Origin of the sequence: Sphingomonas corticis, from assembly GCF_012035195.1 — a bacterium.
GTDB lineage: Bacteria > Pseudomonadota > Alphaproteobacteria > Sphingomonadales > Sphingomonadaceae > Sphingomonas > Sphingomonas corticis.
In genome coordinates, this window is sequence record NZ_JAAVJH010000003.1 from 182,758 (window position 1) to 206,147 (window position 23,390).

At 72.4% G+C, this 23,390-nt stretch carries 21 protein-coding genes; 13 read left to right on the forward strand and 8 right to left on the reverse strand.

What is annotated here, in order from left to right; all coding sequences use genetic code 11:
• Positions 1 to 9: 9 nt before the first annotated feature.
• Together HBH26_RS05935 and HBH26_RS05940 are read left to right on the forward strand one after the other, a co-directional pair.
• Positions 10 to 600, forward strand: a complete 591-nt coding sequence (locus tag HBH26_RS05935; RefSeq protein WP_168133683.1) for a cupredoxin domain-containing protein — start codon at positions 10 to 12, stop codon at positions 598 to 600.
• Positions 597 to 2,894 (forward strand): putative bifunctional diguanylate cyclase/phosphodiesterase, encoded by a 2,298-nt coding sequence (locus HBH26_RS05940; RefSeq protein ID WP_168133684.1) that lies wholly within the window; start codon positions 597 to 599, stop codon positions 2,892 to 2,894. The genes HBH26_RS05935 and HBH26_RS05940 overlap by 4 nt, the downstream gene beginning before the upstream one ends.
• A gap of 113 nt (positions 2,895 to 3,007) precedes the next feature.
• Here HBH26_RS05940 and HBH26_RS05945 read toward each other — a convergent pair whose 3' ends face one another.
• Positions 3,008 to 3,778 carry a sulfite exporter TauE/SafE family protein gene (locus HBH26_RS05945; protein ID WP_168133685.1) on the reverse strand — a complete coding sequence of 257 codons (771 nt, stop codon included), beginning with the start codon at positions 3,776 to 3,778 and terminating at the stop codon, positions 3,008 to 3,010.
• A gap of 149 nt (positions 3,779 to 3,927) precedes the next feature.
• On the opposite strand from HBH26_RS05945, the gene gnd reads away from it, so the two are divergent.
• From gnd to HBH26_RS05965, 4 genes are read left to right on the forward strand one after another with little or no spacing between them, the layout of a single operon-like run.
• On the forward strand, positions 3,928 to 4,911 hold the full coding sequence (gnd, locus tag HBH26_RS05950) for a phosphogluconate dehydrogenase (NAD(+)-dependent, decarboxylating) (RefSeq protein ID WP_168133686.1): 984 nt from the start codon (positions 3,928 to 3,930) through the stop codon (positions 4,909 to 4,911).
• On the forward strand, positions 4,911 to 5,744 hold the full coding sequence (locus tag HBH26_RS05955) for a Cof-type HAD-IIB family hydrolase (protein WP_168133687.1): 834 nt from the start codon (positions 4,911 to 4,913) through the stop codon (positions 5,742 to 5,744). The genes gnd and HBH26_RS05955 overlap by 1 nt, the downstream gene beginning before the upstream one ends.
• Positions 5,745 to 6,491 (forward strand): HAD-IIB family hydrolase, encoded by a 747-nt coding sequence (locus tag HBH26_RS05960; protein ID WP_168133688.1) that lies wholly within the window; start codon positions 5,745 to 5,747, stop codon positions 6,489 to 6,491. It abuts the gene before it with no gap.
• A 10-nt stretch (positions 6,492 to 6,501) separates the two neighbouring features.
• Positions 6,502 to 6,828, forward strand: coding sequence for a hypothetical protein (locus tag HBH26_RS05965; RefSeq protein ID WP_338057265.1), 327 nt, complete (start codon positions 6,502 to 6,504; stop codon positions 6,826 to 6,828).
• A 15-nt stretch (positions 6,829 to 6,843) separates the two neighbouring features.
• On the opposite strand, the gene HBH26_RS05970 is transcribed toward HBH26_RS05965, so the two are convergent.
• Positions 6,844 to 7,266 (reverse strand): nuclear transport factor 2 family protein, encoded by a 423-nt coding sequence (locus tag HBH26_RS05970; RefSeq protein ID WP_168133689.1) that lies wholly within the window; start codon positions 7,264 to 7,266, stop codon positions 6,844 to 6,846.
• A 163-nt stretch (positions 7,267 to 7,429) separates the two neighbouring features.
• Here HBH26_RS05970 and HBH26_RS05975 point away from each other — a divergent pair, with 163 nt between their 5' ends.
• On the forward strand, positions 7,430 to 8,032 hold the full coding sequence (locus tag HBH26_RS05975) for an anthrone oxygenase family protein (RefSeq protein WP_168133690.1): 603 nt from the start codon (positions 7,430 to 7,432) through the stop codon (positions 8,030 to 8,032).
• A gap of 11 nt (positions 8,033 to 8,043) precedes the next feature.
• On the opposite strand, the gene HBH26_RS05980 is transcribed toward HBH26_RS05975, so the two are convergent.
• Genes HBH26_RS05980 through HBH26_RS05995 form a run of 4 tightly spaced genes read right to left on the reverse strand, consistent with a single transcriptional unit; the run spans position 8,044 to position 12,835 of the window.
• Positions 8,044 to 8,838: an inositol monophosphatase family protein gene (locus tag HBH26_RS05980; protein ID WP_168133691.1), complete on the reverse strand. Its 795-nt coding sequence runs from the start codon at positions 8,836 to 8,838 to the stop codon at positions 8,044 to 8,046.
• Positions 8,831 to 10,177: a TldD/PmbA family protein gene (locus HBH26_RS05985; protein ID WP_168133692.1), complete on the reverse strand. Its 1,347-nt coding sequence runs from the start codon at positions 10,175 to 10,177 to the stop codon at positions 8,831 to 8,833. Before HBH26_RS05985 ends, HBH26_RS05980 begins: the two co-directional genes overlap by 8 nt.
• Before the next feature lie 49 nt (positions 10,178 to 10,226).
• Positions 10,227 to 11,147: a 4-hydroxybenzoate octaprenyltransferase gene (gene ubiA, locus HBH26_RS05990; protein ID WP_168133693.1), complete on the reverse strand. Its 921-nt coding sequence runs from the start codon at positions 11,145 to 11,147 to the stop codon at positions 10,227 to 10,229.
• A 17-nt stretch (positions 11,148 to 11,164) separates the two neighbouring features.
• Positions 11,165 to 12,835 carry a hypothetical protein gene (locus tag HBH26_RS05995; protein ID WP_168133694.1) on the reverse strand — a complete coding sequence of 557 codons (1,671 nt, stop codon included), beginning with the start codon at positions 12,833 to 12,835 and terminating at the stop codon, positions 11,165 to 11,167.
• Positions 12,836 to 13,161: 326 nt separating this feature from the next.
• Between HBH26_RS05995 and HBH26_RS06000 the strand changes: the two genes are divergently transcribed.
• The 4 genes from HBH26_RS06000 to HBH26_RS06015 all read left to right on the forward strand — a co-directional run bounded on the left by HBH26_RS06000 (position 13,162) and on the right by HBH26_RS06015 (position 16,143).
• On the forward strand, positions 13,162 to 13,563 hold the full coding sequence (locus tag HBH26_RS06000) for a DUF2147 domain-containing protein (protein ID WP_168133695.1): 402 nt from the start codon (positions 13,162 to 13,164) through the stop codon (positions 13,561 to 13,563).
• Positions 13,564 to 13,570: 7 nt separating this feature from the next.
• Positions 13,571 to 13,732 (forward strand): hypothetical protein, encoded by a 162-nt coding sequence (locus HBH26_RS06005; protein ID WP_168133696.1) that lies wholly within the window; start codon positions 13,571 to 13,573, stop codon positions 13,730 to 13,732.
• Positions 13,729 to 14,472, forward strand: a complete 744-nt coding sequence (locus HBH26_RS06010) for a 16S rRNA (uracil(1498)-N(3))-methyltransferase (RefSeq protein ID WP_168133697.1) — start codon at positions 13,729 to 13,731, stop codon at positions 14,470 to 14,472. Before HBH26_RS06005 ends, HBH26_RS06010 begins: the two co-directional genes overlap by 4 nt.
• A gap of 297 nt (positions 14,473 to 14,769) precedes the next feature.
• Positions 14,770 to 16,143 (forward strand): glutamate--cysteine ligase, encoded by a 1,374-nt coding sequence (locus HBH26_RS06015; protein WP_168133698.1) that lies wholly within the window; start codon positions 14,770 to 14,772, stop codon positions 16,141 to 16,143.
• On the opposite strand, the gene HBH26_RS06020 is transcribed toward HBH26_RS06015, so the two are convergent.
• Both HBH26_RS06020 and HBH26_RS06025 read right to left on the reverse strand, forming a co-directional pair.
• Positions 16,122 to 17,417 (reverse strand): methyltransferase family protein, encoded by a 1,296-nt coding sequence (locus HBH26_RS06020; RefSeq protein ID WP_168133699.1) that lies wholly within the window; start codon positions 17,415 to 17,417, stop codon positions 16,122 to 16,124. The genes HBH26_RS06015 and HBH26_RS06020 overlap by 22 nt on opposite strands.
• 50 nt (positions 17,418 to 17,467) lie before the next feature.
• The gene (locus HBH26_RS06025; RefSeq protein ID WP_168133700.1) at positions 17,468 to 18,874 is read right to left on the reverse strand and encodes an FAD-binding oxidoreductase; all 1,407 of its coding nucleotides are present in this window, start codon (positions 18,872 to 18,874) and stop codon (positions 17,468 to 17,470) included.
• A 117-nt stretch (positions 18,875 to 18,991) separates the two neighbouring features.
• Here HBH26_RS06025 and HBH26_RS06030 point away from each other — a divergent pair, with 117 nt between their 5' ends.
• Positions 18,992 to 20,215, forward strand: a complete 1,224-nt coding sequence (locus HBH26_RS06030) for an NAD(P)/FAD-dependent oxidoreductase (RefSeq protein ID WP_168133701.1) — start codon at positions 18,992 to 18,994, stop codon at positions 20,213 to 20,215.
• 52 nt (positions 20,216 to 20,267) lie between these two features.
• The gene (locus HBH26_RS06035; protein ID WP_168133702.1) at positions 20,268 to 23,339 is read left to right on the forward strand and encodes a PAS domain S-box protein; all 3,072 of its coding nucleotides are present in this window, start codon (positions 20,268 to 20,270) and stop codon (positions 23,337 to 23,339) included.
• Positions 23,340 to 23,390: the final 51 nt, after the last annotated feature.

A 23,390-nucleotide genomic window follows, 5' to 3' on the forward strand; every position in this document is an offset into this window, starting at 1 on the left:
GGAGGCGTCATGCGCCAACTCCCCGTCCTGCCGCTCGCCTTCCTTCTCCTCGGCGCGCCGGCGGCCGTGGCGGCGCCGGTGGTGGTGCAGGTGCAGGCGGCGGACGGCACGCCGCTCCCCGGCGCGGTGGTGACGCTGACCATGCCGGGCGTCGCGCCGCCGGTGCCGCGCGGCCCCTATGTGATGAAGCAGCAGAACATCGCCTTCGCGCCGCACGTGCTGGTCGTGCCGGTGGGCGCGTCGGTCAGCTTTCCCAACCTCGATCGCGTCCGCCACCACGTCTATTCCTTCTCCGCGCCCAAGCGGTTCGACCTGAAGCTCTACGGGCGCGAGGACGACCGCAGCATCGCCTTCGACCGCCCGGGCGCGGTGGCGCTGGGGTGCAACATCCACGACGCGATGAGCGGCGTCGTCTTCGTCACCGCCACCCCCTATGCCGCGGTCACCGACGCCGACGGCCGCGTGCGGATGGACGCGGGCGCCGGGCGCGGCGTCCTCGCCGTGTGGCACCCGTCGATCCGCGCCGCCGGCAACACGCTGTCGCAGCCCGCGACGGTGGCGGGGTCGGGGCTCGCGACCGTGCTGCGATTGCGGCGATGATCGCACCCGTTCCCGCCTTCCGTTCGCTGCGCACGCGGATCACCGTCCTCTACGCCGGGCTGTTCACGCTCGGCCTGGTGGCGCTGGCGATCACCGCGCAGTTGACGATCCGGCAGGGCGCGCGCCGCACCGCCGCGGCGGAACTGGCGGCCAGCGGCACCGTGTACGACCGGCTGTGGCAGGTGCGCGCGCGCTCGCTCGCCAATGCCGCCGACGTGGTGGCGCGCGACTTCGGCTTCCGCTCTGCGGTGGCGACGCACGACGTGGCGACGATCGCCTCCGCGCTCGACAGCCTGCGCGAGCGGGCGGAGGTGCCGCGCGCGGTGCTGATCGACACGGACGGTGGGGTGATCGGCGACGCCGGCGCGCTGCGCGGCGCGATGCCGGCGGTCGCCGCGACGGTCGAGCGCGACACGGTGATCGCCCACGACGGCCGGGTCTATCGCGTCGTCACCGCCCCGGTGCTGGCGCCGCTGGAGATCGGGCGGATCGCCTTCATCGTGCCGCTCGGCGATCGCGAGATGGCCGCGCTGGAGAAGCTGTCGGCGATCCCGCTTAACGCCACCATCGTCACCCGCCGCCGCGGCGCGTGGAGCGATGGCGCCACCTCCGTTCCGCTGGCGGTGCCGCCCTCGCGCGTCGCCACGCTGGACACCGCGGATGGGCAGAGCTTCGCCATGCTGAAGCCGCTGCCCGGGCCGGACGGGCGCGCGCAGGCGGCGCTGCTGCTCAGCTATCCGATGGCGCGCGCAATGGAGGCCTATCGCTCGATCCAGGTCGGCCTCGTGCTCGCCGGCATCGCCTGGCTGCTCGCGATCGTGCTGGGCAGCGGTCGGCTGGCGCGCGGCATCGCGCGGCCGATTGCGGCGCTCGACCGCGCCGCGCGGCGGCTGGAGGACGGCGAGCGGACCGAGGTAGCGATCGAGACCGAGGACGAGATCGGCCGTCTCGCCCGCTCGTTCAACCGCATGTCCCACGGCATCAAGGAGCGTGAGGAGCGGATCACGCACCTCGCTTTCCACGACGGGCTCACCGATCTGCCGAACCGCACCTTCTTCCACCAGTCGCTCGACCAGGCGGTGGCGCGCGCGGGGCGCACGGGGGAGGAACTCGCCGTGCTCTGCCTCGACCTCGACGGATTCAAGGGGATCAACGACACCCTCGGCCATCCCGTCGGCGACGGCCTGCTTCGCCGCGTCGCACGGTTGCTGGACGAGATGGCGGAGGACGCCATGGTGGCGCGGCTGGGCGGCGACGAATTCGCCATCGTCGTCGCCGAGGCGGAGGATCGGGGGCGCGCCCGCCGGCTCGCGCAGGCGATCCTGGACGCGCTGATCGAGCCGCTGGACGTCGCCGGCCATGTCCTGCCGATCGGCACCAGCATCGGCATCGCGCTGTTCCCCGCCGACGGCACCAGCGCGGAGACGCTGGTGAAGAACGCCGACCTTGCGCTGTATCGCGCGAAGCAGGACGGGCGCGGCGGCTATCGCTTCTTCGAGCCCTCGCTGGACGAGGCGGCGCGCCGGCGCCGGCAGATCGAGACCGACCTGCGCATCGCGATCCGCAGCGGGCAGCTGCAGCTGCACTTCCAGCCGATCGTCGCGGCGGGCGATGCGCGCATCAAGGGGTTCGAGGCGCTGCTGCGCTGGCCGCATTCGGAGCGCGGCTTCATCCCGCCGGTGGAGTTCGTGCCGGTGGCGGAGGAGACCGGGCTGATCGTCGCGATCGGCGAGTGGGTGCTGCACGAGGCGTGCCGCGTCGCCAGCCGCTGGCCGGAGGACATCCGCGTCGCCGTCAACGTCTCGCCGATCCAGTTCCGCGCGCCCGGCTTTCGCAACGTGGTGCTCCAGGCGCTGGCGCGCAGCGGGCTGTCGCCGAACCGGCTGGAGATCGAGATCACCGAATCGGTGTTCCTCGACGGGCAGGACCACGTCCAGCAGATGCTGCACATGCTTCGCGCGATGGGCGTGCGCGTCGCGCTGGACGATTTCGGCACGGGCTATTCCTCGCTCAGCTATCTTCGCTCCTTCCCGTTCGACAAGATCAAGATCGACCGCTCCTTCGTCACGAACATCGCCGACGATCCCAGCGCCGCGGCGATCGTGAAGGCGATCGTCGATCTCGCCACCGCGCTGGAGATGGAAACGACGGCGGAGGGCGTGGAGAACGACGGCCAGCTGGCGCAGCTGGAGCAGCAGGGGTGCAGCACGCTGCAGGGCTTCCTGTTCGGCCGTCCGCTGACCATCGACGCCGCCACCGACCTCCTGCGCGCCGCCCGCGCCGCCGCCGCGTAGGTTGCCGTCACCGTTCGTGCTCGTCTCGAAGCATGGCCAGCCATCCTCCGAGACGCCGTTTCGGCAGGCTCGACGGCTCCCCGGGACGAACGGGAGCGAGGTGACGACGCGCCCTACACCAGCAGCCTGACGCCCACGACCAGCAGCACCAGCGCCAGCGCCGGCGTGACCACCCGGTCCGACACGCGCGCCGCCAGCGTCGACCCGATCGCGACCCCCGGCACCGATCCGGCCAGCAGCGCGCCGAGCAGCGCCAGGTCGATGTTGCCGATCATCGCGTGGCCGATGCCGCCGATCAGCGCGACGGGCACCGCGTGCAGGATGTCGGTGCCGACCAGGCGCTTGGGCGTCAGCCGCACCGGGTAGAGCAGCAGCAGCAGCGACGCGCCCAGCGCGCCCGCGCCCACCGACGTCAGCGTGATGAGCGCCCCCAGCAGCGCCCCCGCCGCCACCGTCAGCGCCGGCTGCCAGCGGCGCAGGCCGCCGCCGTCGCTGCGTGCGGCCCGCGCGACCAGTCGCGCGCGGAACGGCGTGAACAGCGCCGACAGCACCAGCGCCGCGCCCAGCACGGTGACGATCAGCCCGCCCTTCTCCGCCGCGCGATGGTGCGACCACAGCCACCACAAGGTCGCCAGCGTGGCCGGGATGCTGCCCAGCCACAGCCGCCGCGCCACCTGCCAGTCGGCATTGTCGTGGCGGTGGTGGATCGCGCCGCCCACCGTCTTCGTCACCGCGGCGAACCACAGGTCGGTGCCGACCGCGGTGGCGGGCGCCACGCCGAACAGCAGGATCAGGATGGGGGACATCAGCGATCCGCCGCCCACGCCCGTCACGCCGACGACCAGGCCGACCAGCAACCCCGCCAGCGCGCTCAACCACTCCATTCGTCGCCCCCCGGGTATGCGGCGCCGTCATGCGGCGGGAGGGGCGGGCAGGGCAAGCAAGCATGTCTTGCCCGCGCGTTGCCCGGGCCTTGGCGGAACCTTGCCGGGCAGGTGGCGATTGAGCGCGCGAGCGGTGGAGGACACGAAGCATGAAACTGGCGATGATCGGCCTCGGCCGGATGGGCGGCAACATGGCGCGCCGGCTGATGGCGGCGGGGCACGAGATCGTCGCCTTCGACCGCGACGCCGACGCGGTGGCGAAGCTGGCGGCGGAGGGCGCGATCGCGGCGACCTCGCTCGACGACGTGCGCGCCAAGCTGGAACAGCCCGCGCACTGGTGGATCATGCTGCCCGCGGGCGAGATCACCGACGCGACGATCGACGCGATCGCCGCGGGCGCGCAGCCGGGCGAGGTGGTGATCGACGGCGGCAACAGCTTCTACAAGGACGATATCCGTCGCGCCAAGGCACTGAAGGAGCGCGGCCTCGACTACGTCGACGTCGGCACGTCGGGCGGGGTGTGGGGGCGTGAGCGCGGCTATTGCATGATGATCGGCGGGCCGGAGGAGGTCGTCGCCCGGCTCGATCCCGTCTTCGCCGCGCTGGCCCCCGGCATGGGCACGATCGACCGCACCCAGGGTCGCCTCGACGGGCAGACCGACCCGCGCGCGGAGCAGGGCTATATCCACGCCGGCCCCGCGGGCGCGGGGCATTTCGTGAAGATGGTCCACAACGGCATCGAATACGGCCTGATGCAGGCCTATGCCGAGGGTTTCGACATCCTGAAGGGCAAGGCGTCGGACAAGCTTCCCGAGGACGAACGCTACGACCTGAACCTCACCGACGTCGCCGAGGTGTGGCGGCGCGGCAGCGTGATCTCCTCCTGGCTGCTCGACCTCATCGCGCTGGGCCTCGCGAAGGATGCGAAGCTGGAGCAATTCTCCGGGCACGTCGCCGATTCGGGCGAGGGGCGCTGGACCGTCGACGCCGCGATGGAGGAGGCGGTGCCCGCGCACGTGCTGACGACGGCGCTGTTCGCCCGCTATCGCAGCCGGGTGGAGAACACCTTCGGCGACAAGATGCTGTCGGCGATGCGCTTCGGCTTCGGCGGCCACGTCGAGATCCCGCAATAGTGGTCGCCGCGGGTCACGGGCGCATCCGCCTCCTCGTTTCCGACCTCGACGGCACGCTGGTCGACGCGCACAAGCGCCTGACCCCCGGCACGATCGCGGCGGTGGCGCGACTGCGCGCGGCAGGCGTCGGCTTTACCGTCATCAGCGCGCGGCCGATGTCGGGCATCGTGCCGCTGCTCGGCCCGCTGGCGCTCGACGGGACGGTCGCGGCGTTCAACGGCGGGATCCTGTTCCGCCGCGACGGCACGGTCCTGTCGCGCGAGACGATCCCGCCCGCGGTCGCGCGCGGCGTGATCGCGATCGCGGCGGGGAAGGGCGTCGACACCTGGGTCTTCGCCGACGACCGCTGGTACGCCACCGACGGCCACGGCCCGCACACCGACAGCGAGCGCGTCAGCTCGGCGCAGGAACCCGTCGTCGTCGCCGACCTTTCTCCCCTGCTGGAGCGCGCCGACAAGATCACCTTCGTCAGCGACGATACCGCGCGGCTCCACGCGCTGTATGAGGCCTGCCGCAACGCGCACGGCGACGCCGCGACGATCGCGCAGTCGCAGGCCTATTACCTCGACGTCACCGCGCTGGCGGCGAACAAGGGCGACGGCATCGCCGCGCTGGCGCAGGCGAGCCGCGTCCCGCTCGACCAGGTGGCGGCGGTGGGCGACCAGGCCAACGACCTGCCGATGCTCGCCCGCGCCGGCCTGCCGATCGCGATGGGCAACGCGCCCGACGCGGTAAAGGCGGCGGCGCGCGACCGCGGCGGCCACGTCACGCTTGCCAACGACCGCGACGGCGTCGCACACGCGATCGACACCTACATCCTCGGAGATCAGTGAATGAAGAAGCTCGTCGCCTTCGACCTCGACGGCACGCTCGCGCTCAGCAAGCAGGCGGTGCAGCCCGACATGGCGGAGACGCTGGCCGACCTGCTCCAGGTCGCCGACGTGGCGGTGATCTCCGGCGGCGACTGGCCGCAGTTCGACAAGCAGATCGCCCAGAACCTGCCCGCGCGCGCGGACCTGTCGCGGCTGTGGATGATGCCGACGACGGGCACGAAGCTGTTCGTCCACCGCGACGGCGCGTGGCAGACCGTCTATGCCGAGCTGTTCGACGAGGCCGAGAAGCAGAAGATCATCGCGGCGTTCAACGACAGCCTGGAGGCGACCGGCTTCACGCCCGAGCAGACCTGGGGCGAGCGGATCGAGGATCGCGGCTCGCAGATCACCTTCTCCGCACTGGGTCAGCAGGCGCCGATCGAGGCGAAGGAACATTGGGATCCCAAGTTCGAGAAGCGCAAGGTGATCCAGGCGGACCTGCGCCAGCGGCTCCCCGGCCTCGCCATCAACATGGGCGGTGCCACCTCGATCGACATCACGCGCGAGGGCGTGGACAAGGGCTATGGCCTGCGCAAGCTGGCGGAGCACAGCGGCTACGCCATCGCCGACATGCTGTTCATCGGCGATGCGATCTTCCCCGGCGGCAACGACTATCCGGCGAAGGAGGCGGGCTGCGACGTGGTGAAGGTTCGTGATCCGGCGGAGACCATCAGCGTCGTGACCGCGATCGTCGCCTGTCAGAAGTGATACCGACGACGTGATCGACTTCCCCGGCCTCTACGCCCGTTTCATCACGTGGATCGGCGACGGCACGGGTCTGTCGGACACGATCCTGCACATCCACGCCGGGATGGCGGTGCTGATCGCGGCACGGGTGCTGACGGCGCGCGGGCTGGGGACGTTCATCCCGTTCTGGTTCGTCGTCGCGGCGGAGGCGGCGAACGAGGTGCTGGATCGGATGCACTATGGCAGCTGGCGCTGGTGGGACACGGGGCCGGACATCGCCAACACCTTGTTCTGGCCGCTGGTGCTGTCGATCGGCGTCCGGCTGCGGCCGATGCCGGCGCGGGACCGGCGGCGGTAGGCGGGCCGGTCGCCGTCAGAAGCCGGAGGTCGGCGTCGTCTGCTGGACGACGAGCTGCCAGCGACCGTCCCGCCGGATCAGCACGTCGGTGAACCGCAGGTACATCTCGCCGTAGCGGCCGAAGGCGGTGCCACCGAGATGGTCGACGCCCGTCACCACCGCCGTGTCGCCGTAGACCGCGATGTCGAGCGGGCCGTGGTGGATGAACTTCGGCTTGATCTTGCCGGACTTGAACAGCGCGATATCCGCGGCGCGCGACTGCACCTTGCCGTCCATTCCCTGGATACGCCCCTCCGCCGCGTAGAAGCGTTCGAGGAAGGCGGTGTCGCCCGCGATCCGCGCCTTGCGCCAATCGTCCTCCGCCCGGGCGATCTGCCGTCGCGCGGCATCTTCTGTCTGCGCCGCGGCGGGCAGGCTGGTCGACATGGCCAGCGTCATGACGATGGATCCTAGGGGTCGCATACCGGGGCACCTCCGCGACACAGCGTACAACGGCGATCGATCGCCCGCCAGTCGGCCGCGCGATCGGTGGACGCCACGGTCGGATTGCCTTCGCGGCCGTGGTGGCGGATGATCGAGCCGACCGGTGGAAGGGAGCGGCATGACGCGCAGGCGAGGCATCACGCGGGCGTTCCTTTGGCTGGCCGTTCTGGCGGGCGGGCCGCTGCTCGGCGCCAAGCTGTTCGATCTCCTCGTGCTGGCCGGCGCATGGAGCGCGCATCCGCCCGCGTCGCTCGCCATGATGCCTTACGGCCAACAATGGCCGGTCGACACCGGAGTCTTCTTCATCCCGCTGTCGGCGGCGATGCTGGTGGCGGGGTTCGGCGCGCTGGCGGCCGGGTGGCGCACCCCGTGGCACTATCGCTGGCTGCTCTGCGTGCCCTCCATCGGTATCCTGCTGCTGCTGATCCTGACGGTGGTCGCCTTCTGGCCGATGAACGCCGCGCTCTACTATCACGGCATCGGTTCATCCAGGGACACCATCTCCGACGCGCAGTCGGTCGCGATGGCGCGGCGCTGGGTCATGCTCGATTGGGTCCGCGTCGCGGGCGCGGGCGCCGCGTTCGTCACACCGCTGCTCGCGTTGACGCGGCCCTGGCCCTCGGCCGTCGCGCCGCGGGACCCGCCCGTCGTGCGCGCGATGCTCGCGCTCGCGCTCCTGGCTGTGGCCGGGTTCGTCGTCTGGTTCGTCCGCGGCCTGTAACGGTCCGCCCGCTACCCCATCGCCACGCGCGCCCGCTCGGCGAGATGCGCCACCGCCGCGTCGTGGATGCCGGCGGTGCTCACGATCACGCCGAACGCCCGCGGGTCCGCCTTGTTGAACGCCAGCGTCCCGCCGATCGCGTCGGTCGCCGCCGCCCCCGCCTCGGTCGCGATCAGCACGGCGGCGGCGATGTCCCATTCGTTGCCCCAGCGCAGCGTCGCGACCAGGTCGGCGCGGTCGTCGGCCACCATCGCCATGCGCAGCGCGATCGAATTGGGCTTCTCCACCGCGGTCAGCAGCCGGTCCGCCTTGGGCAGCGCGTCGACCGGTACGCGCGCGCCCGCCAGCACGCGGCGGTCGCCCGCGCGCAGCGCCGCGCCGTTCAGCGTCGCGCCCCGGCCCGCCGAAGCGCGCCACGCCTCGCCGCGTGCCGGCGCCTCCAGCACGCCCAGCACGGGCTGGCCGTGATCGATCAGCGCGATCGACACGCACCAGCCGGGCCGCCCGCGGATATAGTCGCGCGTGCCGTCGATCGGATCGACCACCCACACCCGCCCGGCCGTCAGCCGGTCGGCATTGTCCGCCGTCTCCTCGGACAGCCATCCCGCGTCGGGCAGCAGCGCGGAGAGGCGCGCGCGCAGCATCCGGTCGATGTCGAGGTCGACCTCGCACACCGGGCTGCCGGGCGATTTTTCCCATCGCGCGAAGTCGGTGCGCCAGCGGGCGAAGGCCAGCGCGCCCGCCTCCTCGGCGATCCCGGCCACCGCGTCGGCGAGTTCGGCGGGAACGGCGGCGGCCTCAGCCACCCGCCACCGTCATGCCGTCGATCCGCAGCGTGGGCGCGTTGATGCCGTAGCGGAAGGAGAGGTCGTTGGCCGGCGTCAGCGCGCCGAACATCGCGATCAGGTTGCCCGCGATCGTGAACTCCGCGATGGCACCGGTGATCTCGCCGTCCTCGATCAGGAAGCCCGACGCGCCGCGGCTATAGTCGCCCGTCACCGGGTTCACGCCCTGGCCGATCAGTTCGGTGACGTAGACGCCGCGCGCGATGTCGCCGATCAGCGTGGCGACCGGCACCTTGCCCGCCTCCATGTAGAGGTTGCTGGTCGTCACGCCCGGCGCGCCGCCGATGCCGCGCGCGGCGTGGCCGGTCGGCTCCAGTCCCAGCTGCCGCGCCGACGCGCTGTCGAGCAGCCACGTCTCCAGCATCCCGTCCTCCACGATCGCCACCGGACTGACGGGCAGGCCCTCGCCGTCGAACGGCCGACTGCGCAGCCCGTGCGGCCGGTGCGGGTCGTCGCGCACGCACACGCCCGGCGCGAAGACGCGGGTGCCCAGCGCGTCGAGCAGGAAGCTGGTCTTGCGCGCGATGGCCGATCCCGCGATCGCACCCGACAGGTGGCCGAGCAGCCCGGCGCCGACGCGCGGATCGAACACCACCGGCATCGCGCCCGAGGCGACCTTGCCGGGATCGAGCCGCGCCACCGCCCGCTCGCCGGCGCGGCGGCCGATGTCCGCCGGCGCGTCCAGCCGGTCGCGGTGGCGCGCGGAATGGAAGTCGTAGTCGCGCTGCATCCCCGCGCCGGTGCCCGCGATCACGCTGGCGGACACGCCGTAGCCGGTGGTGCGATAGGCGCCCGCGAAGCCGTGGCTAGTCGCCAGCGCCCACACGCTGGCGGAGGCGGACGCGCCGCCGCCCTCGCTGTTGCTGACGCCGGGGACGGCGCGCGCGGCCTCCTCCGCCTCCTCGGCGGCGGCGCGCAGTTGCTCGGGCGACACCTCGCCCGCGTCGGCCAGGTCCAGCAGCGGCGGCGCGCCGTGCATCAGCCGCTCCTGGGGCGCGAGCCCTGCCCAGCGATCCTCCGGCGCCTCGCGCGCCATCGCCACCGCGCGCTCGGCCAGCGCGGCCAGCGCGGCGGGCGACAGGTCGGTGGTGGAGACGCTGGCGGAGCGCTGCCCGACGAAGACGCGCAGCCCCAGCTCCTCCGATTCGCTGCGGCCCACGTCCTCCAGCTTGCCCAGTCGCACCGACACTTCGGTCGCGGCGTCGGCGGCGAACACGGCGTCGGCGGCGTCCGCGCCCGCGGCGGTGGCACGGCGGACGATGTCGTGGGCGCGTTCCTGCGCCTGGTCGGTGGTCAGCATCGGGCGGACTTAGGGCGTGTGCCCGGCGTCAACAAGCTGCGGTGTCGGACTAGAGCGGCGTCCCCACCGCCGCGCAGGCGAGGAAGACGAGCAACCCGGTGAACCGGTTGGCGCGGAACCGCCGCAGCGCGCCGGCCCCCGCCCTCACATCGGCATCATCGGGCGACAGCGTCGCTACTTGCCAGAACAGGTGCGCCGCCGCGGGCGCCAGCGAGAGGAAGACGAGCGGATCGGCGCGCACCTGCCACAGCGCGGCGCCCCACAGCGCCAGCGCCAGCGCGTAGCAGGCGGCGACGCCGCCGCGCACGTGCGCGCCCAGCCGCAGCGCGGAGGAGCGGATGCCGACCAGCGCGTCGTCCTCCCGGTCCTGCAGCGCGTAGATCGTGTCGTACCCGACGACCCAGAACACGGTGCCCGCGTAGAGCGTGAGGCCGGGCAGCGTCGGCGATCCCCACGCCTCGGTCCACCCGACCAGCGCCGCCCAGCTGAACACCAGCCCCAGCCACGCCTGCGGCCACCAGGTGATCCGCTTCATGAACGGATAGGCCGCCACCGGCGCCAGCGCCGCGAGCGACACCAGCGCCGCGGGCCACCGCAGCTGGAGCAGGACGAGAAGCCCCACCAGGCACAGCAGGACGAGCCAGATCCACGCCGAGCGCAGCGAGATGGCCCCGCTCGCCAGCGGCCGGTCGCGCGTGCGGGCGACCTGCGCGTCGAGGTCGCGGTCGACGATGTCGTTGTAGACGCATCCCGCGCCGCGCATCGCGACGCTGCCGAGCAGCAGCCACGCGATCAGGTCCCACCGCGCCACCACGCCCCCGGCCAGCGCCACGCCCCACGCGCCGGGGAAGAACAGCAGCCACCAGCCGATCGGCCGGTCGAACCGCGCCAGCAGCGCGAAGCCGCGAAGGCGGGGCGGCAGGGCGGCGACGAGCCCGCGGGCCTCGCTGTCGGGAACGATCGCGGTCATGATGAGCGCGCCCTAGCCTACATCCCGAACATCTTCATCCCCGCGTCGATCATCCCCTCGATCCCCCGCGCCGGTCCCTTCGCGCGCCGCCCCGCGAACGGCGCCTCCTCCACCACCAGCACGCCGTCGCCCGCCGCGACGCGGTCCTTCAGCAGCGATTCGCGGCCGAGCAGGTAGGGCCAGAACGTCTCCGCCCGCGTCACCGAATAGGCGAGGTCGGCGGAGAAGCCGACCAGCTGGTCCTGCCCGAACACGCGCCCCCGCTCGGCCCGCTCCACGCGGATGCCGCGCCCGCCCTTCACGACCAGCCGCGCCGGCCCGTGCAAGACGAGGTAGCGCAGCTGCAGCGTCAGCCAGGCGTTCAGCGAGAACAGCCGCCAGTGGCTGGAAACGCGTAGCGGGCGCCCGATCGGCTGCGCCACCGCCGCCAGCGCGCGCGGGTGGAGCACGCAGGCGCCGCCCTCGGGCAGCGCCAGCACCGTCACCTCGGCGAAGGGATCGCGCGTGGCGGACACCGTCGTCACCTCGCCCGCGCCGCGGATCCGCGTCAGGAAGGTCAGCCCGGTGGCGATGCTGGCGACGGGGTGGCGCCAGTCGAGCAGCCACTGCGTTCCCTTGGCGCCGGCCTGGCTGGTGGTCTGCAGATAGTCCTGCCGCACCAGCAATTCCCACCCCTCGTCCAGCCGCACGCCCACCGACGTCGCGGAGCGCTCCGCCGGCGCGATCGCGACGCTACCTCCCGGCACCCGCACGCGGATCGCCGCCCGCCGCATCGCCAGCGGGGCGAGTACGTAATAGCAGAACAGCCGGATCAGCAGCGGCGTCAGCAGGATCAGCAGCAGCGCCGCCCCGGCGGCGCGCAGCGCGCGTGGTACCTCGTTCGCCTCCGCCCAGGCGCGCGCGCGGTGGATCAGGTTGCCGCTCAGCGCCTTCGCGCGGTCGTCGGTCAGCGCCCGGTACGCCGCCGCCGCCTCCGCCATGCCCGCCTCCGCCGCGCGCGTCGCGGCCAGCGTCGCGCCGCGCGTCCGCTCCAGCGCGGCGACGCTGGTGCCCGCGCGGGTGCGATAGCCGCGCGCGACCGCGATCACCGCCTCCTCCTGCCGCAGCCGCCCACCCTGCGCCACGTCCGGCAGCATGTCGCGCCGCATCGCCTCGCGCCGCGCCGCCGCCTGCGCCTCGAAGGCGCTCGCCTGCGCGATCACGCGGCGGTGGCGGGCGATCGCGGCATCCACGCTCTCCCCCGGCTTGCGCGCGTCCACGCTGGCGAGCAGCGCGTCGAGCGTCGCGATCTCGCGCGTCAGCAGCGTCGCCGCGAAGCACGCACGGCGGTTCGCGATCACCCGGTCGGCGCCGCCGGTCAGCAGCGCGGCCACGTCGCTGCCGCAGGAACCGGCCACCGCGGCGCGGTCCCGCACCGCGGCATCGCGCCGCGCGACGATCGCCTCGCGCCCCATCGTGCCGGCCGCGGCGATCCGTGCGTTGGCCGCGTCGATCCCGCCGCTCGCCGCGGCGGACAACTCCGCCCGCCCCGCCTCCAGCCGCCGCGCACTGTCGCTCAGCGCAGTGAAGCTCTCGAACGAGGGATGCGCCCAATGGTAGAAGAGGATCGCGGCGAACAGCGCCAGGAACAGCAGCCCCTTGCGCGCCAGCCACCTCAGGAACCCACCGATCGCCGCCCTGGCCCCCACCTCGCCGCCCGACGCGACGCGCGCCCCCCCCCCGCGGGGGCCAGCACCTCGCGCGACGCTGCGAGGACGGTCGTTCAAGCGCAGGCCGGGGGGGGGGGGGGCGGCGTGTCGACCGGCTCCGAGCCGTCGGCGGCGGCCTCAGGACGCCTCCAGCATGTCAATGCCGCCCGACCGATGCGAGACGCTCCCGCGCACACACCTTCTCCGCGCCTCCGCGCCTCCGCGTGAACCACCCTTCTTCGCGTCCCCGCGCCTTCGCGCGAAGCGGGCTCGCGGCCCGCCGTCCCCGCCTTACCTTCGCCCCATCCCGCGCCTATCTTCGCGCCATGCGGATCCTTCCTCTCCTCGCCGTCCTGCTCGCCACCCCGGCCGCGGCGCAATCCTCGCCGTTCGCCGGCACGTGGCGCAACGCGGGCGACAGCGTGCGCATCCGCGTGGCGCCGTGCGGGGCGGGGCTGTGCGGCACCGTGGTCGCGGCGAGCGACAAGGCGAAGGCGGATGCGGCGGCGGGCGGCACGCCGCAGCTGGTCGGCACGCCGCTGCTGCGCGATTTCCGCCGCGCGCCCGACGGCGGCTGGGCGGGGACGGTGCTGGTGCCCGACCTCGGCACCGAGGTGGCGGGCACGCTTGCGCTCGCCGGGCGCGACACGCTGGTCGCCACCGGCTGCCTGTTCGGCACGCTGGGCTGCAAGGAGCAGCGCTGGACGCGGGTCCCCGCGTCGAAGTGACGCGCCGATGATCCACCTGTCCGTTGCGATCGGCCGCTTCTTCGAAGCGCTGCTGTTCGCCTTCCTGCGCGTGGCCGGGATGGTGACGGGGCTGGTGCTGGCCATCGCGCTGGCGGGCGCGCTGCTGTTCCTGGTCGCGCGGCTGCTGCTGGCGCGGGGGCGGCGATGAGCGGCGCCACGCCCGCCTGGCCGCCGCGCTCCACCCCGCGGCTGTTCGTCGAGGCGCCGCTCGCGCCCGGCCCGCTGGCGCTGTCCGGCCCGGCGGCGCACTATCTCGTCGGCGTCATGCGGATGAGGCCGGGCGATCCGGTGAAGCTGTTCGACGACGTGACGGGGGAGTGGCTCGCCACCGCCTCCCATGTCGGCAGGCGCGACCTGACGCTGGACGTGGCCGAGCGGCTGCGCGAGCGCGAGGCGGTGCCCGACCTGTGGCTGCTCGCCGCGCCGCTGAAGAAGGGCCGCGTCGACTGGATGGCGGAAAAGGCGTGCGAACTGGGCGTCGCGCGGCTGGTGCCCGTGCTGACGCGCCGGACGGTGGTGGACCGTCCCAACACGGACCGCCTGCGCGCGCACATGGTGGAGGCGGCGGAGCAATGCGGCCGCACCGCCCTGCCGCAGGTGGCCGAGCCGGCGAAGCTGGCGGCCCTGCTGCGCGACTGGCCGGCGGAGCGCGCCTTGTTCTTCGCCGACGAGCAGGGCGGCGCCCCCGCGCTGGAGGCGATGCGCGCCCGCCCCGGCCCGGCCGCGGTGCTGATCGGCCCGGAAGGCGGCTTCGACGACGAGGAACGCGAGGCGGTGCGCGCGCTGCCGCAAGCGGTGGGCGTGTCGCTCGGCCCGCGCATCCTGCGCGCGGACACCGCGGCGGCGGCGGCGGTGGCGCTGTGGATGGCGGCGGCGGGGGATTGGTAGCGCGGGGCGGACGGGTTGCGCTTCTTTCCCGGAAGGGATCGAACAGCGGGAAACAAGTTGCGGAGGCGAAGCCGTCGCTTCATGCCCCTTAGCCTCAACCACACCCAACGCCAGAAACGCGTCCGAGGCGCCGATCCGTCGCGTGGCTGCCGCCCCACCGTCGCGCCACCGTCGCCAACCCGCCGCGTCCCCGTCGCCTCCGCCGCCAAAACGCGCAGGCGCCTCAACCTCCTCAACATTCGCGCGCACCTTTGCGTCCCCCTAGCGCACCCGTTCATCCCCGCGTAAGGCGCGCAAATGACGACCAGGACGGTTTCATCGAGCAACTCGCCGATCATCGAATCGCGCGACCAGCTGATCGCCCACTTCGCCTCCGGCGAGAAGCCGGCGGAGCGGTGGCGCATCGGCACCGAGCACGAGAAGTTCGTCTATGCGGTCGCCGACCACCATGCCCCGTCGTGGGACGAGAAGGGCGGCATCCGCGACCTGCTGGAGGCGCTGGTCCCGCACGGCTGGCGCCCGGTGGAGGAGGGGGGCAAGATCATCGCGCTCACCGGCGCGGACGGATCGGTCAGCCTGGAGCCGGCGGGCCAGTTCGAGCTATCGGGCGCCCCGCTCGAGAACCTGCACCAGACCTGCGCGGAGACCGGCCGCCACCTGGCGCAGGCGAAGGCCGCGGGGGAGGCGCTGGGCATCGGCTTCCTCGGCCTCGGCATGTGGCCGGACAAGACCCGGGCCGAGCTGCCGATCATGCCCAAGGGCCGCTACGACATCATGCGCCGGCACATGCCGCGGGTCGGCTCGCTCGGCCTCGACATGATGCTGCGCACCTGCACGATCCAGGTGAACCTGGATTATGCCGGCGAGGCGGACATGGCGAAGAAGTTCCGCGTGGGCCTGGCGCTGCAACCGCTCGCCACCGCGCTGTTCGCCAATTCGCCGTTCACCGAAGGGCGGCCGAACGGCCTGCTCTCCTTCCGCTCGCACATTTGGTCGGATACCGATCCGGCGCGCACGGGGATGCTGCCGTTCGTGTTCGAGGACGGCTTCGGCTACGAGCGCTACGCCGATTACATGCTCGATGTGCCGATGTACTTCGTCTATCGCGAGGGCCGCTACATCGACGCGGCGGGATTGAGCTTCCGCGATTTCCTGCGCGGCGAGCTGTCCGTCCTCCCGGGCGAGAAGCCGACGCTCGACGACTGGAACGACCATCTCTCCACCGCCTTCCCCGAGGTGCGGCTGAAGACCTTCCTCGAGATGCGCGGGGCGGACGGCGGGCCGTGGAACCGCATCTGCGCGCTGCCCGCGCTGTGGGTGGGTCTGCTCTACGACGATGCCGCGCTGGACGCCGCGTGGGACCTGGTGAAGCACTGGACGCTGGAGGAGCGGCAGGCGCTGCGCGACGCGGTGCCCCGGCTCGGGCTCACCGCGCCGGTGCCGGGCGGCGGGACGCTGCGCGACGTGGCCGCGCCGGCGCTGGACATCGCGCACCGCGGCCTCGCGGCGCGGGCGCGGCACAATGCGTCGGGCGACGACGAGACCGGCTTCCTCGACCCGCTGCACGAGATCGTACGGACGGGGAAGGTGCCCGCGCAGCGCCTGCTGGACCGCTATCACGGCGCCTGGAACGGCGACGTGTCGCGCGTCTACGCGGAGGAGAGCTTCTGATCCTGCCCCCGTGCCCAGCGCCAGAACCGCGGCACCGCGCCGCGCCGTTCCATCCACTCGCTGTAGGCACGATAGGCCGGGTCGGATGACAGGTGCCGTTCCTCCGTCTTCGCGCGCCAGTAATAGACGCCGCTGACGACGCCGAGCAGGATCGTCGCCCGCGCGGCGTCGACCAGGCTGCCGGTGGACAGGACGGGAACGGTGGAGATCCACCAGAACAGGTTCTTGCTGAGATAGGCCGGGTGCCGCGACCAGGCATAGGGACCGTGGGTCAGCACGCCACGGTGGGTCAGGTTGGAGAAGCGCAGGCCGAAGGCGACGGTGGACCAGGCGTAGATGGCGGTCAGCAGCACCAGGACGGCCCCGGTCGCCGCGAGGAGCAGCGGGTGCCCCGCCAGCCAGTGGCTCCACTCCGCGGTGCCGGGGCGATAGTCGAACGGCCGCCCGTCATCCATCATGATGAAGGGGGGGTAGCAGATCAGCGCCGCAGTCCAGGCGGCGGCGTGCGGGTTGGCGCTGCGGATGTGCGCGTCCAGCGGGCGCAGCGTCAGCAGGTAGCCGACGCAGGCGAAGGCGACGTCGACGACGAACATCAGCGTGATGAGCCAGTTGGCGAGGCTCACCGGATCGCCGAGCGCGGAGGAGAGGTCCGCTCGCACGAAGTCGCCGAACCCGCCGGGCGCGATCGCGATCATGAAGGCGAGGAAGAAGCCCTTCACCGCCCAGCTCCGCGCATGCGCCGCCACCGCCTGCGCGTCGAGCGGGGCGAGCCCGGTCAGCCAGGCGCCCAGCGCCCACGCCCCGTCCCGCGGCTCCACCAGGTGGCGGTCCAGCCACAGCACGTAGGGGATGGAGAGGACGAAGAGGATGGGCGCCGCCGCGCCCAGCGCGGCCATCGCGAAGGTGTACGGGCCATCCCAGTAGAAGCGGAAGGTCGCGTAGACGAGCGCGATCGCGCCCCAGGTGAACCACAACCCCGCCAGCTTCACGCAGGACACATCGATCGCCTCCCGCCACGGCCGCGCCACCGTCCAGTCGATGCCGGTGGAGGCGTGCCGGTGGACGCGGTCGACCAGCAGCGACCACAACACCATCGGCACCCCGCACGCCGCGATCCCGGCCAGCGCCGCGTACGGCCCGTCCATGCCGTGGTGCCGCGCCAGCGCGATCCACGCCGCCAGTCCTGCCAGCCCGGCCATCCCCACGCCGTGCGACACCGCCGACGCCGGGCGGGGGTCGATCGCGGCGTGATGCAGGCGGCGGTCGTGGAACATGCGCGCCGGGGTAGCGGCGCAACGGTGAGGATGGGGTTAAGCGCCCGGCGTCACGCCTCGGCGCGGAAGATCTTGCCCGGGTTCAGGATGTCGCCGGGATCCAGCGCGCGCTTCACCGTCCGCATCAGCGCCACCGCATCGCCCAGCTCCGCTTCCAGCCAGTCCTGCTTGCCGATGCCGATGCCGTGCTCGCCGGTGCAGGTGCCGTCCATCGCCAGCGCCCGCTCCACCAGCCGCGCGTTGATCCGCGCCACCTCCTCGAACTCCTCGGGCCGGGCGGGGTCGATCGAGAAGATGACGTGGAAATTGCCGTCGCCGACATGGCCCAGGATGGTGGCCGGCACGGACCCCGCGTCGATGTCCGCGCGGGTGGCGAGGATGCACTCGGGCAGGCGGCTGATCGGCACGCACGCGTCGGTGGTCCAGCCGACCGCGCCGGGGCGCATGTTGATCGCGGCGTAATAGGCCTCGTGCCGCGCCTTCCACAGCCGCGCGCGCTCCTCCGCCAGGTGGGAGAAGGCGAAGGCGCCGCCGCCGTTCGCCTCCGCCAGCGCGGCCACGGTCTCCACCTGCTCCGCCACGCCGGCGGGCGAGCCGTGGAATTCGAAGAACAGCGTCGTCACTTCGGGCAGCGCCATCGCCGACCAGGCGTTGACGGCGGCGATCTGGCGATCGTCGAGCAGCTCCACGCGTGCCAGCGGCACGCCCGACTGGATCGACTGCACCACGGTATCGACCGCTCCCTGCAGGCGGTCGAAGCCGCAGACCGCGCTGGTGATCGTCTCCGGAATGGGGTGGAGGCGCAGCGTCACCTCGGTGATGATCCCCAGCGTCCCCTCGCTGCCGACGAACAGCCGGGTCAGGTCGTAGCCGGCGGCGGACTTGCGGGCGCGCCGCGCGGTGCGGATCACCTGCCCGTCCGCGGTGACGACGGTGAGCGACAGCACCGCCTCGCGCATCGTGCCGTAGCGCACCGCATTGGTCCCGCTCGCCCGCGTCGCGGCCATGCCGCCGATGGTGGCGTTGGCACCGGGATCGATCGGGAAGAACAGGCCGGTATCGCGCAGGTGCGCGTTCAGCTCCTCGCGCCGCACGCCGGCCTCCACCGTGCAGTCGAAGTCCTCCGCGTTGACGGCCAGGATGCGGTTCATCTTGCCCATGTCGATGGACACGCCTCCGCGCACCGGCAGCGCGTGCCCTTCCAGCGAGGTGCCCGCGCCGAACGGCACGACGGGCACGCCGTAAGCGGCGCACAGCGCGACGCAGTCCGCCACGTCCTGCGTCGTCGCGGCGAAGACGACGGCGTCGGGCAGCACCTCCGCGAAATGCGCCTCGCTCTGCCCGTGCTGCCGCCGCATGCTCTCCGAAAGGTGGCATTCGAAGCGGAAGCGGTCGCTCAGCGCCTCGACGAAGGCGGGGGCGAGCGGCGCGCGGGCAGGGTAGGTGGCGTGGTGCATGGCCGATCATAGCCGCTCCGGCGCGGATTGCGGAAGATGCGCCTCGACCGGTGCCGTCCCTTGTTGGTCCGCCGGGCAGTCCCTAGGGGATGCCGCGAACGAAGCGCGGGAGGGGGCATGGAGCGGTACGACGTCGTCGTGGTGGGCGCGGGGCACGGCGGCGCGCAGGTGGCGATCCAGCTGCGGCAGGCGAAGTTCGCCGGGTCGATCCTGCTGGTGGGCGACGAGCCCGAGCTACCCTATGAGCGCCCGCCGCTGTCCAAGGAATATCTCGCCGGCGACAAGCCGTTCGAGCGGCTGCTGATCCGGCCCGCTGCCTTCTGGCAGGAGCGCGCGGTGACGGTGCGTACCGGCACCCGGATCGCGTCGGTGGATGCGGCGGCGCGGCAGGTAACGACGCAGGCCGGCGAGGCGATCGGCTACCGGCAGCTCGTGTGGGCGACCGGCGGCGCGCCGCGGCGGCTGGGCTGCGAGGGCGCGGACCTGGTCGGCGTGCATACGGTGCGCACCCGCGCGGACGCGGACCGGATGCGCGACGAGCTGACCACCGTCGAGCAGGCGGTGGTGATCGGCGGCGGCTATGTCGGGCTGGAGGCTGCGGCGGTGCTGGCGAAGGCGGGCAAGCGCGTCGTGCTGCTGGAGGCGCTGGACCGCGTGCTCGCGCGGGTGGCGGGCGAACCGCTGTCGCGCTTCTACGAGGCGGAGCATCGCGCGCACGGCGTTGACCTGCGGCTGTCGGTGCAGGTCGCCTGCATCGAGGGGCGCGACGGGCGCGTCGCGGGGGTGCGACTGGTCGACGGCGGCGTGGTGCCCGCGCAGCTGGTGGTCGTGGGCATCGGCATCGTCCCCGCGGTCGCGCCGCTGCTGGCGGCGGGGGCGGAGGGCGGCAACGGCGTGGCGGTGGACGCGCAGTGCCGCACGACGCTGGCCGACGTCTTCGCGATCGGCGACTGCGCGCTCCACGCCAACCGCTTCGCGCCCGCGGGAGCGATCCGGCTGGAATCGGTACAGAACGCCAACGACCAGGCCATGGTGGTGGCGAAGACGATCATGGGGCAGGCGACGGAATATGATGCGGTGCCGTGGTTCTGGTCGAACCAATACGACCTGAAATTGCAGACGGTCGGCCTGTCGACCGGCTATGACGAGGTGGTGGTCCGGGGCGATCCCGCCACGCGCGCCTTCTCGCTGCTCTATCTGCGCGGGGGCAGGGTGATCGCGCTCGACTGCGTCAACGCGGTCAAGGATTATGTGCAGGGCCGCAAGCTGGTGCTGGAGCGCGCCGCGGTCGCCGCCGACCGCCTCCGCGACGCCGCCGTTCCGCTGAAGGAGATGGCCTGATCCTCCTGACACCCTTGTTGACACAGAACTTTACGATCCGCACGACCGCGTGATGGCCCAACGATCGTCGCGCAACATCTCCCTGCCGGCCGAGCTGGACGCCTATATCATCGAGCGGCTGGCCACGGGCGAATATGGCAACGCCAGCGAGGTGGTGCGCGCCGGACTGCGGCTGCTGCGCCGTCAGGACCGGGATGCCGGCGTCGCGGCCGACTGGCCGAGGGGAGGCGGCGAGTGCGGCGCAATAGTGCGCGACACGGACTGGTCTCGAACCGCGCTCGGTCCGATCGCGCACTGGTCGGCGGAGCTGCGCGCGACCGTGTCGAACGTGGTGAACTCGCCCGTGGCGAAAGTGCTGATGTGGGGCGCGGACCACATCATGATCTACAACGACGCCTATCGCGAGGTGGCGGGAACCAACCATCCGCGCGCCATGGGCGGAACGGTGCCGGGGATCTGGCCGGAGATCTGGCAATGGAACCGAGCCGTGCTGGAGGCGGGGTTCCGCGGCGAGACGCTGTCCTATCGCGACCAGGTGCTGACGCTGAACCGCGGCGGCGCGGCGGCGGAGATCGTCTTCGACCTGTTCTACACGCCGGTGTTCCAGGCCGACGGCAGTGTCGGCGGCGTGCTGTGCACCTGCGTCGACAACACCGCGCGCGCCATGGCGGAACGTGCGCTGTCGGCGAGCGAGGCGGAACTGCGCGCCGTCACCGACGCCATGCCGGTGCTGGTGTCCTTCATCGACCGCGACCACGTGTTCCGCTTCGCCAACCGCCACTACGTCGAATGGTTCGGCCTGGCGCCCGACCAGGTGGTGGGCCGCCACGCGCGCGACGTGATCGGCGAGGAGAACTGGCGCCACCGCCGCGACCTGATGGACCGCGCGCTGGCGGGCGAGACGATCGATCACGATGCGGTCATCCTGAACGGCGCGGGCGAGGAGCGGCGCGCCAACGTCCGCTACCTGCCGCGCCGCGACGGCGGGGGGCGGATCACCGGCTTCCAGGTGCTGGTGATCGACCTGGAGGATCGCGCCCGGCGCGAGGAGGCGTTGGCCGCCAGCAACAGCCGCTTCCGCGCCGCGATGGACGCGATCCACGGCGTCCTGTGGACCAATTCCGCCGATGGCCGGATGCTGGGCGAGCAGCCCGGCTGGGCGGCGCTGACCGGCCAGTCATTCGACGAGTATCAGGACCATGGCTGGGCCGCGGCGGTGCACCCCGACGACGTGTCGGGCACGATCGCCGCGTGGGAACGCGCGGTGGCGGCGCGCACCATGTTCCAGCACGAGCACCGCGTGCGGCGCCACTGCGGTGGCTGGCGCACCTTCGCGATCCGCGCACTGCCGATCGTCGACGACAAGGGCGTGCTGACCGAGTGGGTGGGCGTGCACACCGACATCTCGCACCAGCGCGCGGCGGAGCAGGCGCTGCGCGACCATGCCGAGGAGCTGGAGCGCGAGGTGCGCCATCGCGAGCGCGCCGAGGTGCAGCTGCGCGAGCTGAACGAGACGCTGGAAACGCGCGTGATCGCCGAGATCGCCGACCGGCGCGAGGCGGAGGTGAAGCTGGCGCGCGCGCAGAAGATGGAGGCGGTCGGCAAGCTGACCGGCGGCGTCGCGCACGATTTCAACAACCTGCTCCAGGTCGTGTCGGGCAACCTGCAATTGCTGGCGAAGGACGTGGCCGGCAACGCGCGCGCCGAGCAGCGCGTCGTCAACGCGATGGCGGGCGTTACGCGCGGCGCACGGCTGGCGGCGCAGCTGCTCGCTTTCGGCCGGCGCCAGGCGCTGGAGCCGAAGGTCGTCAACATCAGCCGTTTCGTGCGCAACATGGACGACATGCTGCGCCGCGCGCTGGGCGAGGCGATCGAGATCGAGACGGTGGTCGCCGGCGGGCTGTGGAACACCTTCATCGATCCCGGCCAGGTCGAGAACGCGCTGCTGAACCTGGCGATCAACGCGCGCGACGCGATGGAGGCGAAGGGCGGCGGCAAGCTGACGATCGAACTGGGCAATGCGGCGCTCGACGACGACTATTGCCGCCGCCACCCGGAAGAGGTGCGGCCCGGCCAGTATGTGATGCTCGCGGTGACCGACACCGGCAGCGGCATGGCGCCGGAAGTGATCGCGCACGCCTTCGAGCCGTTCTTCACGACCAAGGGCGAGGGCAAGGGGTCGGGCCTGGGCCTGTCGATGGTCTACGGCTTCGTGCGCCAGTCCGGCGGACATGTCGCGATCTATTCCGAGCCGGGGTTCGGCACCACGATCCGGCTGTACCTGCCCCGCGCACTGGAGGCGGAGGACCTGGAACTCGCCCCCGCTGCCGGCCCGGTGGTGGGCGGAAGCGAAACCGTGCTGGTCGTGGAGGACGACGACGAGGTGCGCGCCACCGTCGTCGAATTGCTGGCCGACCTCGGCTATCGCGTGCTGAAGGCGGTGGACGCGGCCAGCGGACTGGCGGTGATCGAGAGCGGGGTGAGGATCGATCTCCTCTTCACCGACGTCGTCATGCCCGGCCCGCTGCGCAGCCCCGAACTGGCGCGCATCGCGCGGCAGCGGCTGCCGGGAATCGCCGTGCTGTTCACGTCCGGCTACACGGAGAATTCCATCGTCCATGGCGGCAAGCTGGACACCGGCGTCGAGCTGCTGTCGAAGCCGTACACGCGCGAGGCGATGGCGCGGAAGATCCGCCACGTGCTGTCGCTGGCCGCGCCCGGTCAGCCCGCCGGCACGCCGCGGCTGACGGTGTTGCTGGTGGAGGACGAGCCGGCGATCCGCGCCGGCAGCGCGGAGGCGCTGACCGAGGCGGGGCATCTGGTGGTGGAGGCGGGCAGCGCGGAGGAGGCGATGGCCGCGTTGCAGACCGCGCCGGTCGACGTGCTCGTCACCGACCTGCACCTCCCCGGTTCCTCGGGCGGGGAACTCGCGCGGCGGGCGCGCGACCTGCGCCCCGCGATCGGCGTCCTGCTCGCCACCGGCGACCCGCTGGCGGCGCAGCACGCCGTGCCCGATCGCGGACTGCTGCTCGCCAAGCCCTATGCGCGCGCCGCGCTGCTGGCGGCGGTAAGGGATGCCGCGGCGGAGGCGATGCTTGACGAAGTGGGCGAACGAACGAAGTAAACGTCCCGTATCGGGACCGGCTTCATTTGCGCTTCTTTAAGGCTTTCGAAT

What these genes read in the sequence shown, in the direction of transcription:
- HBH26_RS06025 (WP_168133700.1), bottom strand. Translation starts at nt 18,874, where the DNA reads ATGCACCACGCCACCTACCCTGCCCGCGCGCCGCTCGCCCCCGCCTTC.
- HBH26_RS05935 (WP_168133683.1), top strand. Translation starts at nt 10, where the DNA reads ATGCGCCAACTCCCCGTCCTGCCGCTCGCCTTCCTTCTCCTCGGCGCG.
- HBH26_RS05985 (WP_168133692.1), bottom strand. Translation starts at nt 10,177, where the DNA reads ATGCTGACCACCGACCAGGCGCAGGAACGCGCCCACGACATCGTCCGC.
- HBH26_RS06005 (WP_168133696.1), top strand. Translation starts at nt 13,571, where the DNA reads ATGATCCACCTGTCCGTTGCGATCGGCCGCTTCTTCGAAGCGCTGCTG.
- ubiA (WP_168133693.1), bottom strand. Translation starts at nt 11,147, where the DNA reads ATGACCGCGATCGTTCCCGACAGCGAGGCCCGCGGGCTCGTCGCCGCC.
- HBH26_RS06000 (WP_168133695.1), top strand. Translation starts at nt 13,162, where the DNA reads ATGCGGATCCTTCCTCTCCTCGCCGTCCTGCTCGCCACCCCGGCCGCG.
- HBH26_RS05970 (WP_168133689.1), bottom strand. Translation starts at nt 7,266, where the DNA reads ATGACGCTGGCCATGTCGACCAGCCTGCCCGCCGCGGCGCAGACAGAA.
- HBH26_RS05960 (WP_168133688.1), top strand. Translation starts at nt 5,745, where the DNA reads ATGAAGAAGCTCGTCGCCTTCGACCTCGACGGCACGCTCGCGCTCAGC.
- HBH26_RS06010 (WP_168133697.1), top strand. Translation starts at nt 13,729, where the DNA reads ATGAGCGGCGCCACGCCCGCCTGGCCGCCGCGCTCCACCCCGCGGCTG.
- HBH26_RS06015 (WP_168133698.1), top strand. Translation starts at nt 14,770, where the DNA reads ATGACGACCAGGACGGTTTCATCGAGCAACTCGCCGATCATCGAATCG.
- HBH26_RS05940 (WP_168133684.1), top strand. Translation starts at nt 597, where the DNA reads ATGATCGCACCCGTTCCCGCCTTCCGTTCGCTGCGCACGCGGATCACC.
- HBH26_RS06020 (WP_168133699.1), bottom strand. Translation starts at nt 17,417, where the DNA reads ATGTTCCACGACCGCCGCCTGCATCACGCCGCGATCGACCCCCGCCCG.
- HBH26_RS06030 (WP_168133701.1), top strand. Translation starts at nt 18,992, where the DNA reads ATGGAGCGGTACGACGTCGTCGTGGTGGGCGCGGGGCACGGCGGCGCG.
- HBH26_RS06035 (WP_168133702.1), top strand. Translation starts at nt 20,268, where the DNA reads ATGGCCCAACGATCGTCGCGCAACATCTCCCTGCCGGCCGAGCTGGAC.
- HBH26_RS05975 (WP_168133690.1), top strand. Translation starts at nt 7,430, where the DNA reads ATGACGCGCAGGCGAGGCATCACGCGGGCGTTCCTTTGGCTGGCCGTT.
- gnd (WP_168133686.1), top strand. Translation starts at nt 3,928, where the DNA reads ATGAAACTGGCGATGATCGGCCTCGGCCGGATGGGCGGCAACATGGCG.
- HBH26_RS05945 (WP_168133685.1), bottom strand. Translation starts at nt 3,778, where the DNA reads ATGGAGTGGTTGAGCGCGCTGGCGGGGTTGCTGGTCGGCCTGGTCGTC.